The organism is Streptomyces sp. NPDC058637 (assembly GCF_042717325.1).
Taxonomy (GTDB): domain Bacteria; phylum Actinomycetota; class Actinomycetes; order Streptomycetales; family Streptomycetaceae; genus Streptomyces.
Genome location: NZ_JBHXRD010000004.1, coordinates 93,246 through 108,325, shown reverse-complemented (window position 1 = coordinate 108,325; position 15,080 = coordinate 93,246). Strand labels below are relative to the sequence as shown.

Sequence of the window (15,080 nt, the reverse complement as noted above, 5' to 3'; positions counted from 1 at the left end):
TAGTTGCTGCGATCACTCATCCTGCATCGACGGTGCCGGGAGCTCGCCGGACAGGTCCAGCTGCCGCAGCCGTTCTCCATCGCGAGCTTCCGTGACCACGTCTCGGAGCAGCGTGGACGACCTTTGTACGTCCACGCGTTACCGATCGAAGCCGCGATGGACGGCACCTGCGGCCTCTGGCTCGCGACGAACGCGGACGACCACATCTTCTACGAGCAGCGCACCTCCCCGCTCCATCAGGAACACATCGTGCTGCACGAATTCGGCCACATGCTCTTCGACCACCATCCGGTGGCGGAGGGAGCGGACGACGGCGACGCCCAGCGCGCGGTCCTGCCGGATCTCGATCCGCGCATGATAGGACGCCTCTTCGGGCGCACCAATTACTCCACCCGCCAGGAGCGCGAGGCCGAGCTGCTTGCGAGCTTCTTGCGCACGGGGGCGGACCAGCCGCCGCGACGGGAACGATACGGCCCAGCCGCCAGCCTGAGTGCGGCCCTCGGGGTCGAGAACCCCAGGTGCTGAGCTCACACCTGACCGCGTTCGGCGCGTGGCTCACGTACCCCAGCTGCCTCTGTCTCTGCCTCGCCGTCCTGCTTCGCGCGGCGCCGTCTCTCCGCGCCGCGGACCAGCGCGGGCTGTGGCTGGCCGTCACCACGGCGGGCGTGGCGATGGTGCTGGACCTCCCCGCCGTCACCGGGCTCGCTACGGATCTCGCCGGCACCGGCCACACTGTCGACCTGGTGAGGAACCTGACCGGAGTGGTCTCGGCGGGCGCTGTCCTGTTCTTCGTCTCCGCTCCCATCGGGAGTCGCCGGCTCCGCGTCGGCCTCTGCGGCGCCATCGGCTCGATCCTGGTCATCCTGACGGTCCTCGACTTCTCCGCCCCGGCACATCCCTCCCACTCGGTGATCGCGGCCCAGGGCCCGTCGCCGTCCTTCGCCTACTGGCTGACACTCATCTCCACCCATGTGGTGGCCAACTCCGTGTGCTTGATCATCTGCGGTTGGTACGGCCTGCGCACGGACGACCGCCCCCTCGCCATCGCTCTCCGGCTGTTCGCCTCAGGCACCGCGCTCGCCGCGCTCTTCTGGATCGGCCGGCTGCTCCGCCTCGTGCTGGACGTGTCGTGGGCTCTGCCGTACCTGCCGCTCCTGATCAACCTGCACGCCCTCTTGCGCGCGGCAGCCATACTCGTACCCACCGCCGTCGTGCTCGCCGGCGTCCTGGCCGACACCCGCACCGTGTGGCGTCTCTGGCCCCTCTGGAGCGAACTGGTGGGCGCCGTCCCCCACATAGTCCTGACCAGGCGCCGCACGAGACTCCTCGAACTTCTCTGGCCTCCGATATCGCGCAGACTGCTCGCCTATCGCAAGGTCATCGAAATCCGGGACGCCATGCTGGAACTCGATCATTACGTCTCACCCGGGCTCACCCTGCTCGCCCGCGACCACGTCCGGCCCCTGAACCTCACCCCCGTCCAGGCCAACGTGGCGGTCCTGGCGTGTGTGATGAAGGAGGCCCGCCGGGCGAAACTCGCGGGCAGCCCCCGGTGCGAGTCCTCGGCAGAATCGCTCGGCCAAGGGAAGACACCGCTGCTCCTCAGCCGCCAGGAGCACGCGACAACCCTCACGGCCGAGAAGACCCATCTGATCGAGCTGGCCCGGGCCTACACCTCGGCACCCGCCCGCTCGTTCGTGACCCCTCCGCACAGGCGCGCGCCGCAGCACCGGGACGGCTGAAGGACCTGGCGATCGACGCCGTGGCACCGACCACCGCCCTGCCCGCTCGCACGAGCAGTCGCTGTCATCGCACTGGCCCGGGTGGCGATCGGTGAGCAACCGGCCGCCGTGCTGGACGCCGGTCCTCCCCCAGAGCCCTATTGCTTCCCGGGTCGCGACTTCGAGGCCGCCCGGATAAGCCGCAGCTGCCCGATCTCAGCGACGTTCTTCATCAGCTCGGCGTTCAGTCAAGCGATCATGTGTGGCGGCGAGATCGACGTCCGTACAGGCACTGCGGGCGGTGAGCTCACCGTCGATCGAAGATTGCACCGAGCACGGGCCGGCAGCCCGATCACTCCGCCTCGACGCCCGGCTTCTCGTCGCCTCGCCGACGCCAGGTTCGTTCGGCGATCCCGCTGGAGAGCTTGCCCTTCACCGTGCCGGCCCGGTCGAGAGTCTCGTTGCCGAGGCTTCTCGCAGCGCCGACGCCCTTCGCCCCCGTCTCCAAGGCCTTGTCCCTCACCTCCGCGGCCGCCTCCGCCCACCGCCTCGCCTCCGACGACTGGCGACCGGACTCGATCCCGAGGCGCCCATGGAAGTCATGGACGTCGACCGCGACATGGTTCCTCGACCGGACCACGGCCGGGGACTTGGCCGGGTGCAGCAAGACCTTCGCGTTGGCCGTGCCGGCAGCCGCGTTCATCCGGGCCACCAGAAGCTCGGTGCTCCGCGCGATGTGTTCCAGCCGGTTCTGCCGGGCGGCCCTCAGCCCGAGGCGATGCCCGTTCAGCTCCTCCGGAGAGGCGTCCAGCACCCGGTCCAGTTCCAGCACGGCGATCGCGTCCTGCAGCTGGAAGCACCGGGCCAGGACAGCGAGCCACTCCCGGACCGCGGACTCGGCTGCCTTGGCTGTCGTGGCGAGATCACCGATCTTGGTCTTGTTCTCCATCTTCTCGGCGATCGAGTCGAGTTGCCGCAACGCGTACGCCTGGGTCTCCGCGATCGTCACCGGCGCGGTCTGCACCTTCGACCAGGTGACGTCGTCGACCCTGCCCCTCTTCTCCCTCAGGGTCATGGACTCCTCGATGACGAAACCCACTCCGATCATGCGGGCCAGCACTGCATCCTTCTGGGCGCGCAGCACGTCGTCGACCTTCTCGTCGATCAGGGCGAGGTAGTCGGTGATCTCGTCCATGGTCTGCTGCATCGCAACCTGCGACATGATCCGCCCGGCGTTGGCCAGGATCGCCGGATTGGTCAGCAGCGATCGGGGCGCCTTCACGAATTCGACGAATCCCTTGATCTGGCCCTTCCGCCCCTTCACGACCCCTGTGCTGAGCCCCGTCTTCGAGCTTTCCCTCAGCCCGTACTTCTTGACGAGCTGTGCCGACTTCGGAGTCAGCTTCACCCAGCGGCCGGAGTCGGCGGCGAGCTCCGAGCCGGCCTGCGCGACTGCGGCCCCGGCGCTGACGAAGGACTTGAACCGTTGCGGTCCGAGGTCCTTCGACGACAGACCCTCCGAGACGAGGAAGCGGTCGACATCCGTCGCACTCCCGATGACCGCCAGTCCGTCACCGTCGCTGATCAGCTGTATCTCGTCCATCGCCCGCTCCTGAAGTGGTTGTTCGCAGTGTGAGGGTGGTCGGGGCGCGCAGTGATCGCGGGGCCGGCCAGTACTACCTGACGGTGGGCGGGGTGCCGGCCTCGACAGCGAGGCCGAATCGCTTACTTTCGGCTCGCGAGAAAGGGCCTGACCGACGTGCATCGTCCCATGCCGCCCGACGGCCCCCACGACAAGTCGCCTACGTCATGGCGGCGCGCACAACGAGTGGTCAGCGTGCGGCGGAGGACAGCTCCACCGGCGTGCCGGCCCGCTTTTCCGTCCCGTCCATCCCAAGGACCTGAGCTGGGTTTCGGCGTCCGGGGCTGTTGCAGACGGAGGCGTACGCGCGACGGCTGCTCGTCAACCAGTTGCCGTTGGGCGACGAGCGGATCGAGGCGCGGTTGGCGGCACGGCTGGAGCGGCAACGGTTACTGCGGGACGGCCGGACACGGCCTGCAGCTTCATCCTGGAGGAGCACCTGTTCCTGCGGCGCACGGGGGGCGGAGGTGACGCGGGAGCTCATCGGGCATGTGCTGAGGGTTGCGGAGTTGCGGAACATCGAGGTCCAGGTGATGCCGCAGATGCGGGTGGGTCATGCGGGGTTGGACGGCCCGATTCTTGAATGGGGGTCCGGCGTCAAGAATCTTGAAAAGGCGGATGCAATCCGCGGGATCGACGCCTCCTTATGGAGGACAGCGCAGAGAGGCGAGCCCATCAGGTCCGCGGGACCGGCTCGCGTGCGATCGAGGAGCGCGATGGCTCAGCAGGATGGCAGGCCCGGCATACTCCCGGGGCTGCTCAAGTACTTCCGACCGGATCTGTTCGGCCCCCGCCATGGAGTTCTCCAGGTCATCGGCGGCACCGGAGAGGAGCAACTGTCCCCGGAGGCCGCCGAGCAGTGGCACGAGGCGCTCGCACTCGGTGACCGCTGGTTCTACATGACCCGCAAGCGGCTCACGAAGGAGCACGCCGAGGACATCTGGCAGATCGTGCTTCTCGCGGTGTGGCGGACCCTGAGGGACCACGGGCCGGTGGACCGCATGAGCGCGTACCTGGGCGTGGTCCACAACCGCGAAGTGGCTCGGTACATCGACCGGATGAAGGAGCACACGCTGACCGTCCTGGGTCAGGACGTCCGCATCGAGGCGGCGGACGACGCGCATGTGCCGCACAACCTGGCGGACCTGCACGAGCGCGCCCGGCGTCTCGCCAAGGAGCTCGAAGGGCTGGTGACTCCCGCGCAGGCGGAGGCGGTGATCCTCGTCGACGCGTACGGCCTCGACTCCAGGTTCGTCGCCGAGCTGACGGGCACGACGCACACCATGGTGCGCAACCGCGCCAGCAGGGCGCGCCGGGAGATGCGCAAGCCCGACGTCAAGAAGCAGGTGCACACGCGGCTGGGCGTCACCGACTGAAGCCCGGAATGCCTTCTACGGTCCGCGTCCGTACGACCGCCGCCGCGTACGGACGCGGCCCCGAGTGGGCCGTCCGACATCAGGCCCAGAACAGCGCAGAGAGCAACTGCGCGCAGACCCGAATGAGGAAGTTGGGATCAGATGAACAACGAGTCTGGGGGGGCTATGCACAGCGTGGGGCGGTGGGTGATCGTACTTGTGGCCGCGCTCTGGGGAGCGGTGTACCGGTGGTACGACCGGACACTGATCGCCGTGATGTCCTGGCTGCCGATTCGAGCGGACCAGGACGTTCCAGGGAGGCGTGCCGACGGGGGGAACGGCACGGCCCGGTCCGTGGGCAACGGGGCGCGGACACTGGACCCGCGGGAAGCATGAGTGGCACATGGATGCCTCGGCGTCCCGGTCGATGGAAGCGGCCGAGCAGCTGTACGCGTCCACACCGCACCCCGCTCATCGGCGGAGCGGGATTGCGGCCGATGTGACTGCTGTACCTGATGTGACTGATGCGTCAGCGCCTTGGAGTTCCGGGGGAACGTCAAGGTTGTGACGGGGGGATCGACAGAGCCGGGCGCCTTGATGCAAATGAGGCGTCCGGCTCCTCCTATTGAGGGACAGGACAACACCGCACTGTCACCGCGGAGTTCGAGTGAGGCCCTGCTTCGTCGCATCCCGGCAGTGCTCCCTGAAGGAGTCCCATGAACACCCTGCCCGAGCCGTACGCGAACCGCCAGGTCGAGGCCGTCGAGGTCGACGCCTCCGGGGTCGAGACCGTCGAGGCCAAGGCCGTCGAGGTCGGCGCCCTCCTGATCGAGGCGAGGCGCGAGCTCGGCCTCCGCGAGGCGGAGACGCGGGTCGCCCGCCACGAGGTACGCCGGCTGCGCCGCGCCCGCCGGGCCGAGATGTACCACCGCGTCGTACGGAACACGCAGGTGCCGTTCCGTGTCGGCTGTGCGGTGCTCGGCGCCCTGGCCTTCCTCGCGAGCGCCGTGATGTTCGCTCAGGGCCACCAGCAGGCGGCCGACACGCTCAGTGCCGCCGGGGCGTTCTGGGCGCTCGCGGTGATGCTGCGGCCGTCCAGGTAGCACGGCCCCGGTCGCACACGCCTTCCTTCCGTTCGTACGGTTCGCCGTCATGTCGCACGCCCCGGTCAGGCGGTCACCTTGGCGATGAACGCGGCGAGGTTCGCCACGGTCCGCCCCACCTTCTCCTCCAGGGTGAGGGACTCCTGGAGTCGTCCGCCCACTCCCGCGTCCTTCTTCCCGCGTACGTAGAGGGAACAGGCCAGGTCGCTGCACATGTAGACGCCGACCGAATTGCCCTGCTGCCCGGCCTTCCCGGACCTCGGCGCGACCATCAGGGAGACGCCCCCGGTGTGGATGGTCACGCACACCGAGCACATGCTGCGCCGCGTCTGCCAGGAGCCGGCGCCGGAGGAGCGCAGCTGGAGGCCCACGGGGCGGCCGTCCAGCTCGGTCACGAGGTAGGCCCGGTCGGGGGCCTGGGGATCTCGCCAGCCCAGGAAGTCCAGGTCGTCCCAGCACCGCTCGGCCAGGTCGCGGGGGACCGCCAGGCGCTTGGCCTCACCCTTGGTGCAGTTCACGAACGCGGTACGGATCTCTTGCTCGGTCAACGGCTTCATACATGACACGCTAATTTGCCTAAATCGTTTAGGCAAATACATAATGGTCGACGGAAGATGTGTGAAGTGACTCGGAGGGTGGGCATGGCACAGGGTGGACGGGTAGGACTGACCACGGAGCGCCTGGTCCGGGCCGGCGCGGAGCTCGCCGACGAGATCGGCTTCGAGCAGGCGACCCCGGCGGAGCTCGCCCGGCGGTTCGGCGTCAGGACCGCGAGCCTGTACTCGCACGTGAGGAACGCCCACGACCTCAAGACCAGGATCGCCCTGCTCGCCCTGGAGGAGCTCGCCGACCAGGTCTCCACCGCGGTGGCCGGGCGGGCCGGCAAGGACGCCCTGACCGCTTTCGCGAACGTCTACCGCGACTACGCCCTCGCCCATCCGGGGCGCTTCGCCGCCGCCCGGTTCCGGCTCGACCCGGAGACGGCGGCGGCCAGTGCGGGCGTCCGGCACGCACAGATGACGCGGGCGATCCTGCGCGGATACCACTTGGCCGAACCGCACCAGACGCACGCCGTGCGGCTGCTGGGCAGCGTCTTCAGCGGGTACGTCGGCCTGGAGACGGCCGGCGGGTTCAGCCACAGCGCCCCCGACTCGCAGGAGAGCTGGACCGAGATCCTCAACGCCCTCGACGTCCTGCTGCGCACCTGGCCCACCACCTCCTGACCCCCTTCGCGGCCGCACTCGTCACCTGGCGGACCTCCGACCGAGGAGACCGGCGCCATGAACACCGAGCATCCCGGCGGCAGATCCCGCTCGCTGACCGAAAACCCCGGGAGGAGGCCGTACGGGCAGGAGCCGGGCCCGGTCGGCTCTCAGGTGCCCGGGGGCCACCGGACCGCCACGATCGTGCTGAGGATCAGCGGTGGTGCCGGCCACCGGAAGCCCATCGCGCGCCGCACCGTGGGAGGGGCGACCGTGAGGAGCAGTCCGAGCACGCGGCTGCGACGGTGAGCCAGGACGCCGACGAGGTCGCTCCTCAGGCGTCCCGGTCCCAGCTCCCGGAGGGGCTGAACGGTGGCCGACCGCGCCCCGGGGTCCTAAATTCCGGTGAGTTCATTCAGCTCCCCCTTCGGCACCCACATCATCAGTGGGAGCGCAGGGCCGTCAGCGGTCCGCGTCGAGCACCAGCATGATGTGCTCCGCCTCTCCGTGCGTGACCGTCCCCGTGCGCCGGAAGCCGTGCTTCTCCAGCAGCCGTACCGAGCCGGTGTTCTCGGCGAAGGGGTCGGCGTACAGCGGCCGGTTCGTCTCCTGGTCCAGGAAGAGTGCCAGCGCCTGTGTGCCGACGCCCCAGCCCCAGAACTCCCGGCCGAGCCAGTATCCGAGGAAGCGCCGGTCCGCCTCCCACCACGCCACCAGGTTGCCCGCCAGCACCCCGTCGACGGTGACGGCCCGGACGAGGACCGAGGGATCCCCCAGGACCTTCGTCTTCCAGTGCGTCATGAAGGCCTCGCGCTCGCGGGGCGGGAAATTCGACCGGCGCGCGGCCTCCGGGTCGTGTTCCTGCGCGTGGAACACTTCCAGATCGGCCTCGACGGCGGCTCGCAGACGTACTTGGTCGCTCATGCCCGTGAAGTCTGGCACCCGCCACTGACAATCCCGGTCCGCCGTCTGCCGGACGGCCGCCCCGCGAAGACGTTCCGGCGCCGGTGGGACAGGGCGTATACCGGCGCCGAACCTGCGGCCAGGCGTTCCCATACCGGGGCCTCATACGTTCTGTCTCAGCCGGCGCAGCAGTCGCCGTCCATCAAGGAGGACAGGATGCCCGAGAACACGAACCCGGAGCAGCAGGACGACATCGAGGCCGAGGTCGTCGCGCACAGCGAGGACGAAGAGCTCGAGGCCGGCTGCATCATCAACAACAGCAGCGCTCTTTCCTGAGCATCGCGCGGGCTGCCCGGCTCCGGCTTCACGCCGCGAACCGGGCAGCCCGCGCCTGTTTTTCCGCGCCTGTTCCCGCACCGGCGCCCTCGGCGGCCGGCCGGCCGCAACGGACAGCGCGGCCCGCGCGGCCGACATCGTCGAGCGGACGGCCCAGGCCTCCGCCACACCGAAGGAGGACCATGGGTACACGATCAGTCGGCCTCGAGGCCGCGGAGCGTCTGTCCACGAGCACCCGGCACTGGATGGGGCGCCACGCGGACTACCTCGGCTCCCCGGCCGCCCACGCGGAGCTCCCGGCGACCCCGCACGTGAAGGCACTGCTGCAGCTCGCCCTGCTCTGCCGTACCTGGCGCAGGATCGCACCGGCGGACGCCGATCTCGTCGCGCCCGCCGCGGTGGTGGAACGCACCTGGCAGCGCGCGGACTTCCCCCGTCTCCTCACCGCGGACCCGAGGTACGCACGGCAGTTCCAGCTGATGTATGCGGCGCTGGCACCGGCCACGGGCGCCCCCGACACACCCCGCGTCGCACCGGCGCGGGACGGCTTGCGGGAGGGCGCGGCTCCGGAGTTCGACGGCTCTCTGGAGCGGGGCAAGTCGCCGTACCTCCAGCTGGAAACCAGGTTCTACGCCGATCTCGCGGGCGTTGGGCACCGGTTGGCGTCCTACCAGGAGCTGTACGCGTCCAGTCTGCTGGCCCGGGCCGGTGCGCTGCGGGTGGCGGAGCTGGACGTCTGCGAGATCGCGCACACCGTCTTCCACCTCAGTGACTTCGGCTTCCGCGACGCCGGCCTGACCGGGGGTGACCTGGAGCGGGCCGTCGACGTCGTGGACCGGCTCACGGAGCACTGCGTGCGGCAGGGTGCGTGGGACCTGGCCGGGAAGCTGGTGCTCGCCCAGTACTGCCTGGGCGTGGATCCGCTGAGTACGTCCTCGGGGGTGGCCGCTGTCCGGATGCTGGAGCAGGCCCTGACGCCCGACGGGGCGATACCCGGGAAGTCCCTGGCCGAGCGGGCCGCGCCGGACGCCACGCCCGTGGCCTTCTTCCGGCGCGCCTACCAGTCGACCCTCGGTACGGCCCTGGCCATGCTGGTCGTCACCGGCGGCCGGTCCGGCGAACTGGCCACGGCGGGCGCCTACACGGCGGGAGGCGAGCGATGAGCCTGGACCAGGCAACCCGTACCGGGGGCGAGCGTCTGCTGCGCGGCGAGCGGAACTGGTGGTTCCTGGGCGCCGGCGGAATCGTCCGCCTCGGCTCCCGGCACGTCACCCCCGACGGAACACTGCTGCCCGAGACGGAACGCTGGCTGGACGAGCGCGGCATGTACGCCACCCGGCCGGTCCGTTCCTACGCACTGACCGTCCTCACCAGCACCCACTGCAACCTGGGCTGCGGATACTGCTTCCAGAACACCGCCCAGGACCCGGCGGGCGGCAGCCGCCCGCCCCGGATCGCCCGGAGCCGCCTCACCTCCCGGACGATCACCTCGGTCCTCGACTTCACCGAACGGCAGATGGCCGCCGCCGGCCTGGAGCGGCTGAGGATCCTCCTCTTCGGCGGAGAGCCCCTGCTCAACCCGCGCGGCTGCCTGGAACTGCTGGAACGGGCCGCGGACCTCGGGCAGTCGTCGGCCTGGATGATCTCCAACGCCACTCTGCTCACCCCGCGCCTCGCGCGCGAGCTTTCCGGCCTCGGACTCGACTCCGTCCAGGTCACCTTCGACGGCGACCGCCCCGACCACGACCGGATCCGGATCGGCAGGGCGGACGGCGGCGGTACCTTCGACACGATCGTCCGCAACGTCGTCCAGGCATCCGAGGCCGCACCCCTGCGGTGGACCCTGCGCGTCAACGTCTCCCAGGAGAACTTCCACGGGATCGACAGCCTGATCGGCCGCCTCTCGGCGGCGCTCGACCCCGCCCGGTGCACGCTGTACTTCGCCCGGGTCGGTGACATCGGCATCGGATACGCCAACGACCTGCACACAGCGGAACTCTCGGCCGCCTTCATCCGGTGGCAGCGCCGGGCGCTCGCCCTCGGCTTCACCGTGAGCCGCCCCGGTGCCCGCCGGCCCTGCACCACCTGTGGCCACTCCGGCGGCCGCTACGGGGCGGTGGTGAGCGCGGACGGAACCCTGGCCAGCTGCTGGGAGACCGCGGGCAAGCCGGACTGGGAGGTCGGCACGGTCGCCGACGGCTACCGGTCCGGTACGAAGGCCGACGACCGCTGGATCGCGTGCGAGGACCTCTACCGCTACGACGAGGGCGCGCGGGCGCTCACGGAGTTCCGTGACACGGTCGACACGGCGCTGCTCGATCACCTGGCCGAGACGGGGCGCCTGTAGCGATGGCCTCCCCACTCGACCAGCTCTCCGACGGCGCGCTCGACTGGCTGGGGGGAAGCCTCGACCACTTCGACCCCTACTCGTCGAGCGCCCCGTCGGCGACGCACGCGAAGGCGAAGGCCGCGCTGGAACTGGCACTGCTGTGCCACTGCACGGCACGCCTCGACGGTTCACCCGCGCCGCTGACGGGGGCGAGGGACCTGGTCCGGACGCTGTGGGGGCGTCCGGACTTCCCCGACCTCTTCGACGTCCATCCCAAGCACGCGTCCTCGTACGGGCTGATCTACACGGCACTCGCCCCCGACGGTGTCGACCGCCCGTCGCTGCGGTTGGACCCCGCCTTCCTCTCTCCGCAAGGGAAGTCCCCGTACGAGCGCATCGAGATCCGCTACTACGCGGACAAGGCCGGTGTCACCCACGGGATCGAGCCGTACGCCGGCCTCGTCCCGCTCAGCCCGCTCGTCGCGTACCAGCCCTCGGCACCGGAGGACACGGCACCGGAGGACATGGCGCCGGGGGACGCGGCACCGGAGGAAGGGGACGCGGCACCGCTCCCGACCCCGCAGGCGTACGCCCTGACGCACACCGCCTTCTACCTCGGCGACTTCGGCCGGACCCGCCCAGGGCTGACCGCTGACGCGGCGGCGGGCGCACAGGACCTGGTCAGCCGCATGCTGGACCACTGCGTCGCGCACGACCGGTGGGACCTGGCCGCGGAACTCGTCCTCACCCAGTTCATCCTGGGCACCGATCCGCTGCGCACGCCCTCGGGTGCCGCGGCCGTGGAATGTCTGGTGAAGGCGCAGCAGTCCGACGGCGCGGTCCCCGGCCGGTCGGCCACGCTCAGGGCGACGGAGTCGGACACGGCCGCGGAGTTCTTCCGCAGGGCGTACCACACGACCCTGGTGACGGCCCTGATGGCCTTGATCATCTCGTCGGGGAGAACGTCATGACCCCACGCCTCATACTCATCAACCGCGACTACACCAGGCTCTGGATCGGCCAGGCGGTCTCGTCCGTGGGGGACGCCGTCTTCAGCACCACCCTCGTGCTCTGGGTGGCCACCGTGCTGGCGAAGGACGAGACCTGGGCGCCGATGGCGGTCAGTGGTGTCCTGCTGTCGACGGGCATCGCAGTCCTGTTCGTCGGCCCGCTCGCCGGGGTGTTCGTCGACCGCTGGGACAAGCGCCGCACGATGCTGCGCACCGAGGTGGTCCGCGGCGGGCTGGTGGCCGTGCTGACCCTCGTGTCGTTCCTCCCGGTGGACGCCCTCCCCGTCGGGGTGTGGCTCGCGCTCGTCTACGCGACCGTGCTGATGCTCAACGCGTCCGCCCAGTTCTTCACACCGGCGCGCTTCGCGGTCATCGGTGACCTGGTGACCGGGGAGGCCGACCGCGCGAGGGCGGCCGGCATCGCCCAGGCCACCGCCCAGACCGCCTGGATCATCGGGCCGCCCCTCGCCGCGCCGCTGCTCTTCACGGCCGGTCTCCAGTGGGCGCTGCTCCTCAACGCGGTCTCGTACGCGGTGTCGTACATCGTGATCCGCTCCATCGGGGCGGGCCGTCCCGCACCCGCCGCCGGCCGGACCGGCGGCGCCCGGCAACCGGCCAATGTGTTCGGCGAGTTCACCGCCGGACTCCGCTTCTTCCGGCGAAGCAAGTTCCTGGTCGCGCTGATCGTGCTCGCCGTGATCGGCCAGTTCGGTACGGGTGCCCTGAGCACGCTCAACGTGTTCTTCGCGACGGACAACCTCCACATGCCCACCCACCTCTACGGCTACATCGGTACGGCCATGGGGCTGGGCGGGATCGTCGGCGCGCTGTGCGCGGGGCGTGTGGTGCAGTGGATCGGGGCGCGCCGGACGACCTGGGCGGGTCTGCTGGTGAGTGGCGTCCTGCTGCTCGTCTACTCCCGGCAGACCGGTTTCGTCGGAGGCGTCGTCCTGCTGTTCCTCTTCACCGTTCCGCTCACCATGCTGAACACGGCGATGGCACCGCTCCTGCTCGGTGCGGCGCCCGCCGAGTACCGGGGGCGTGTGGTGTCCGTGTTCTATCCGGTGACGCAGCTGGCGTCGATGCTCTCCGCGGTGCTGTCCGGCTGGCTCGCCGGCTCCGTGCTGCGGGACGTCGCGGGCTCGTTCGCCGGTATCCGGTTCGGCCCCGTCGACACGGTCTTCGCGGCGTCGGGGGTGTTCGTCGTCCTGTCCGGCGTCTACGCCTGGACCGCTCTCCCGCGTACGGAGGCCCCCGAGAAACCCGACCCCGGGCCGGCCGCCGCACCGGATGAGCCGCTGCCCGCCACACCCCGAGGGAGAACCAAGTGACCTCCGTCATCCGACCGGTGGGGCACCGGTACCCCGATGCGGTCCGGCAGGACCTCGTGCAGGAGATCCACGGGCTGCCCGTCGCCGACCCGTACCGCTGGCTGGAGGACGCCGAGGCCGGGCCGGTGCACCGCTGGGGCGCGGAACAGGACGCCCTCTACGAGGCGGAGCGGGCGGCCCTGCCCGGTCTGGAGCGGTGGCGGGCGGAGGTGGCGGCGCTCACCGGCGTCGACCGTGCGACGGCTCCGAAGGTCCGGGGCGGCAGGGTCTTCCGGCTGCGCCAGGAGGCCGGACGGGAGCATCCCGTGGTGACGGTGGCCCAGGGCGAGGAGGGCACCGAGCGGGTGCTGCTGGACCCGTGTGCGCTCGACCCGTCGGGGCGGACGGTGCTCGACGCCTGGCAGCCGTCCCTGGAGGGCGATCTGATGGTCTGCCAGGTCTCCCGGGGCGGCACGGAGGACTCCTTGCTGCGGGTGATCGACGTGGCCACCGGCGAAGTCGTCGACGGTCCGGTGGACCGGGTGCGGAAGTCGTCGATCGGCTGGCTGCCCGGCGGCGAGGCGTTCTACTACGTCAGGCAGCTGGACCCGCGGCTGAACCCCGGCGAGGAGCGCTACCACCGGCGGGTCTACCTGCACCGGGTCGGGACAGCGCCCGGGACGGACGCGCTGGTCTTCGGCGAGGGGCGCGACCGGACCCAGTTCTACAGCGTGTCCGTGACGGCCGACGGGCGCTGGCTCGGGGTCACGGCCACGCTCGGTACGGGCCGGGGCACCGACCTCTACCTGGCGGACCTGACCGCGGGCCCGCTCGACCGCCCGCTGCTGCGGCCGGTCCAGGAGGGCATGGGGGCCGTCACCCGGCTGTGCGCGGTGCCGGACACCGGCCCGGACGACCCGGTGTGGCTGCGCACCGACCACGGCGCCCCGCGCGGTCACGTCGTCGCCTGCCGGCCGGCCGATCTTCGGCTGGGCCCCGACGCCTGGCGCGAGGTGATCCCCGAACGGCCCGACGCGATCCTGACCCACCTCGTCGTCCTGTCCGGTCCCGAGCTCCCGCACCCTCTCGCACTGGCCGCCTGGACCCGCCGCACGGTGGCGGAGGTGACCGTGCACGATCTGACCGACGGCCGGCAGGTGGCCACGGTGCCGCTGCCCGGCACCGGCGCGGTCGGCGACTTCTCGGCCGGTCCGCACGGCAGTTACGACGCCTGGTTCACGTACACCGACTTCGTCACGCCGCCGCGGGTGTTCCGCTTCGACGCGCGGACACACCGGGCGGCACCCAGCGAGGACGGTGCGCGGGACGCCGGGACGGTCGGTGGCGCGGTCACCCGGCAGGTCGAATTCCCGTCCCGGGACGGCACGACGGTACGGATGTTCGTCATCTCCCCCACGGGCCGTCCGGACGTCCCACGCCCGACCCTGCTCACCGGTTACGGCGGGTTCGGCGGGACGATGTCGCCCCGCTACCGTGCTCTGGTACTGGCCTGGGTCAGGGCCGGCGGGGTGTTCGCCTGGGCGGGGCTGCGCGGCGGCGGTGAGGAAGGTGAGCAGTGGCACCGGGCCGGCAGCGGGGAGCACAAGCAGAACACCTTCGACGACTTCGACGCCGCGACGGACCACCTGGTCTCGGCGGGGTGGTCCGCCGGCCGGATCGCGATCATGGGCGGGTCCAACGGCGGGCTGCTGGTCGGCGCGGCCCTCACCCAGCGGCCCGAGAAGTACGCGGCCGTCGTGTGCATGTCCCCGCTCCTGGACATGGTCCGCTACGAGCTCTCCGGGCTGGGGCCCAGCTGGGTGCCCGAGTACGGCAGTGTGAGGGACCCGGACCGGCTGAGGATCCTGCTCGGCTACTCCCCCTATCACCGCGTCACTCCGGGCACCGCGTACCCGGCGGTGCTGCTGACCGCCTCGGACGGCGACACCCGGACGGACCCGCTGCACGCCCGGAAGATGTGCGCCGCCCTGCAGCACGCCTCCTCCGGCACCGGGCCGGTCCTGCTGCGGCTGGAACGCGGTGTGGGCCACGGTGACCGGGCCATGTCGAGCGTGGTGGCGCTGCAGGCCGAGTGCCTGGCCTTCCTCGCGGCACACGTGGGTCTCGCGGCGCCCGGCGGCCGGGACGAGGGACCCTAGCGGTTCCTCG

Annotated in this window: 13 protein-coding genes and 1 pseudogene; 11 read left to right on the top strand and 3 right to left on the bottom strand. The window is 70.7% G+C overall.

Translation table 11 applies throughout. The features are described from left to right. Positions 1-3: 3 nt before the first annotated feature. Positions 4-525: a hypothetical protein gene (locus ACFWVP_RS05505; protein ID WP_384493816.1), complete on the top strand. Its 522-nt coding sequence runs from the start codon at positions 4-6 to the stop codon at positions 523-525. Further along, positions 519-1,742 carry an MAB_1171c family putative transporter gene (locus ACFWVP_RS05500; protein WP_384493815.1) on the top strand — a complete coding sequence of 408 codons (1,224 nt, stop codon included), beginning with the start codon at positions 519-521 and terminating at the stop codon, positions 1,740-1,742. Before ACFWVP_RS05505 ends, ACFWVP_RS05500 begins: the two co-directional genes overlap by 7 nt. A 331-nt stretch (positions 1,743-2,073) precedes the next feature. Here the strand turns inward: ACFWVP_RS05500 and ACFWVP_RS05495 are convergent, their stop codons facing one another. Beyond that, the gene (locus tag ACFWVP_RS05495) at positions 2,074-3,324 is read right to left on the bottom strand and encodes a hypothetical protein (protein ID WP_384493814.1); all 1,251 of its coding nucleotides are present in this window, start codon (positions 3,322-3,324) and stop codon (positions 2,074-2,076) included. A gap of 326 nt (positions 3,325-3,650) precedes the next feature. Between ACFWVP_RS05495 and ACFWVP_RS05490 the strand changes: the two are divergent. The 3 genes and pseudogenes from ACFWVP_RS05490 to ACFWVP_RS05480 form a co-directional block, all read left to right on the top strand. Then, positions 3,651-3,929 (top strand): annotated as a pseudogene (locus tag ACFWVP_RS05490) (Scr1 family TA system antitoxin-like transcriptional regulator); the annotation flags it as partial. Between the two features lie 150 nt (positions 3,930-4,079). After that, a complete protein-coding gene (locus tag ACFWVP_RS05485) occupies positions 4,080-4,739 on the top strand; it encodes an RNA polymerase sigma factor (RefSeq protein ID WP_384494012.1) in 660 nt (219 codons plus the stop codon). A 695-nt stretch (positions 4,740-5,434) separates the two neighbouring features. After that, entirely contained in the window at positions 5,435-5,821 is a 387-nt protein-coding gene (locus ACFWVP_RS05480) for a hypothetical protein (RefSeq protein ID WP_384493813.1), read from the top strand. Positions 5,822-5,886: 65 nt separating this feature from the next. Here ACFWVP_RS05480 and ACFWVP_RS05475 read toward each other — a convergent pair whose 3' ends face one another. Then, positions 5,887-6,378 (bottom strand): FBP domain-containing protein, encoded by a 492-nt coding sequence (locus ACFWVP_RS05475; RefSeq protein ID WP_384493812.1) that lies wholly within the window; start codon positions 6,376-6,378, stop codon positions 5,887-5,889. 84 nt (positions 6,379-6,462) lie between these two features. Between ACFWVP_RS05475 and ACFWVP_RS05470 the strand changes: the two genes are divergently transcribed. Continuing rightward, entirely contained in the window at positions 6,463-7,044 is a 582-nt protein-coding gene (locus ACFWVP_RS05470; RefSeq protein ID WP_384493811.1) for a TetR/AcrR family transcriptional regulator, read from the top strand. Positions 7,045-7,485: 441 nt separating this feature from the next. On the opposite strand, the gene ACFWVP_RS05465 is transcribed toward ACFWVP_RS05470, so the two are convergent. Then, entirely contained in the window at positions 7,486-7,947 is a 462-nt protein-coding gene (locus ACFWVP_RS05465; protein WP_384493809.1) for a GNAT family N-acetyltransferase, read from the bottom strand. Positions 7,948-8,444: 497 nt separating this feature from the next. Between ACFWVP_RS05465 and ACFWVP_RS05460 the strand changes: the two genes are divergently transcribed. From ACFWVP_RS05460 to ACFWVP_RS05440, 5 genes are read left to right on the top strand one after another with little or no spacing between them, the layout of a single operon-like run. Next, on the top strand, positions 8,445-9,425 hold the full coding sequence (locus tag ACFWVP_RS05460; protein WP_384493807.1) for a DUF6895 family protein: 981 nt from the start codon (positions 8,445-8,447) through the stop codon (positions 9,423-9,425). Then, positions 9,422-10,609, top strand: a complete 1,188-nt coding sequence (locus ACFWVP_RS05455) for a radical SAM protein (protein ID WP_384493805.1) — start codon at positions 9,422-9,424, stop codon at positions 10,607-10,609. The genes ACFWVP_RS05460 and ACFWVP_RS05455 overlap by 4 nt, the downstream gene beginning before the upstream one ends. A 2-nt stretch (positions 10,610-10,611) precedes the next feature. Beyond that, positions 10,612-11,562 carry a DUF6895 family protein gene (locus ACFWVP_RS05450; RefSeq protein WP_384493803.1) on the top strand — a complete coding sequence of 317 codons (951 nt, stop codon included), beginning with the start codon at positions 10,612-10,614 and terminating at the stop codon, positions 11,560-11,562. Then, on the top strand, positions 11,559-12,932 hold the full coding sequence (locus ACFWVP_RS05445) for an MFS transporter (protein ID WP_384493801.1): 1,374 nt from the start codon (positions 11,559-11,561) through the stop codon (positions 12,930-12,932). The genes ACFWVP_RS05450 and ACFWVP_RS05445 overlap by 4 nt, the downstream gene beginning before the upstream one ends. Beyond that, positions 12,929-15,070 carry a prolyl oligopeptidase family protein gene (locus ACFWVP_RS05440; protein ID WP_384493799.1) on the top strand — a complete coding sequence of 714 codons (2,142 nt, stop codon included), beginning with the start codon at positions 12,929-12,931 and terminating at the stop codon, positions 15,068-15,070. Before ACFWVP_RS05445 ends, ACFWVP_RS05440 begins: the two co-directional genes overlap by 4 nt. The last annotated feature ends 10 nt before the right edge of the window (positions 15,071-15,080 follow it).